The organism is Marisediminicola senii, assembly GCF_011057645.1.
Taxonomy (GTDB): Bacteria; Actinomycetota; Actinomycetes; order Actinomycetales; family Microbacteriaceae; genus Marisediminicola; species Marisediminicola senii.
Genome location: NZ_JAALGE010000108.1, coordinates 1 through 1,368 on the forward strand (window position 1 = coordinate 1; position 1,368 = coordinate 1,368).

General features: G+C 68.6%; 1 protein-coding gene. It reads left to right on the forward strand.

Annotated elements, in window-relative coordinates; translation table 11 throughout:
- Positions 1-197 precede the first annotated feature (197 nt).
- A partial coding sequence (locus G5S38_RS15470) for a DUF222 domain-containing protein (RefSeq protein ID WP_165070546.1) occupies positions 198-1,368 on the forward strand: 1,171 nt, incomplete at its 3' end.

Sequence of the window (1,368 nt, forward strand, 5' to 3'; positions counted from 1 at the left end):
TAGTAGGAGAGGGGGGGGGGGGGGGGGGGGGGGGGGGGGGGGGGGGGGGGGGGGGTGGGGGGGGGGGGGGGGGGGGGGGGGGGGGCGGGCGGGGCGGGGCGGCTGGTCTCCTCCTCTACAGGCGCGGGTGCTGACGACTTATCCACTGATATCGCCAAACACTTTCGAACGTGTGTTCGATTAGGGAGAATTGATGCATGCCAGATTTCTCCACTCTCCTCACCGAACGGGCCTCCGCGGTAGCGGAATTGCACCGTTCCGTTGAGCAGTCGGGGTGGGGGTCGATCGACCTGAAGGAGGCCGTGAAGGCGGGCGATGCGCTGAAGCAGGCGGCGTCCGAGTTTCAGGCGCGCGCGGCGGCACGGGTCGCTCTCGAGTCCCGGGCCGAGCTCGGTCACAAGGGCTTCGCGCAGCGGGAGGGCTTCAAGAGCGCCGAGGGGTTGCTGCAGTTCCTCACCGGGGTCGGCTACCAGGAGGCGAACCGGCAGATCGAGAACGGAAAGATGCTGGCCGAGGCGGAGACCGCGAACGAGCTAGGTGCCGCGCCGGGTGGGGATACGGGCGGCGGGGATGAGGCCGGCGGGGGTGATGGGGCTGGCGGGCCTGGCGCGGGCGGGCCCGGTGCTTCAGCCGACCCCACTCAGCTGCCGCCGCGGGTGATTCCCTGGCGTGAGCTGGTCGGGGATGCCCTGCGCGCGAACCTGATCAGCGTCGATGCGGCCGACGTGATCCGGCGGGTGCTGTCCGAGATCACCGGCGTCGACCAACAAGCGCTGACCGCGGCGGCGCAGGCGTTGATGGATGCCTCGCCCGGCCTCAGCCGCGAACAACTGTTCCGCCGCGCCAGACAACTGCGCGACGTCATCGACGCCGAACACATCCCCGACCGCGAACAGAAACAACGCGACAACAGGTTCGTGAAGCTGTGGATCGACGACCAAGGCATGCACCGCGGAATCTGGTGCCTGCCACCCGAAGACGGCGTCCACGTCGCCGCAGCATTCCGACAGATCATGTCCCCGAGACGGCCGACACCGAAATTCCGCACCACCGACACCGGGGCCGTGATCGACACCGACGCTCAGAGCGGATCCAGCAGCGAGGGCGGTTCAGGTGACGATGACGCGTGCACCGACCTCGACACCACAGACGACCACGGGAGCGCTGACGCTAATGGCTCTGTCCCGGCGTCTGAGGTTCCTGTCGATGACCGCACCTGGGATCAGCGGGCCGCCGACGGGTTCATGGACATCTTCCGCCTCGCCGGTAATAAAGACACCGGCACCGTCTTCGGCTCCCGCACCCCCTGCGTCCGCGTGATCATCACCGCCGAACGATTCATCGACGGCACCGGCCCCGGACACATCG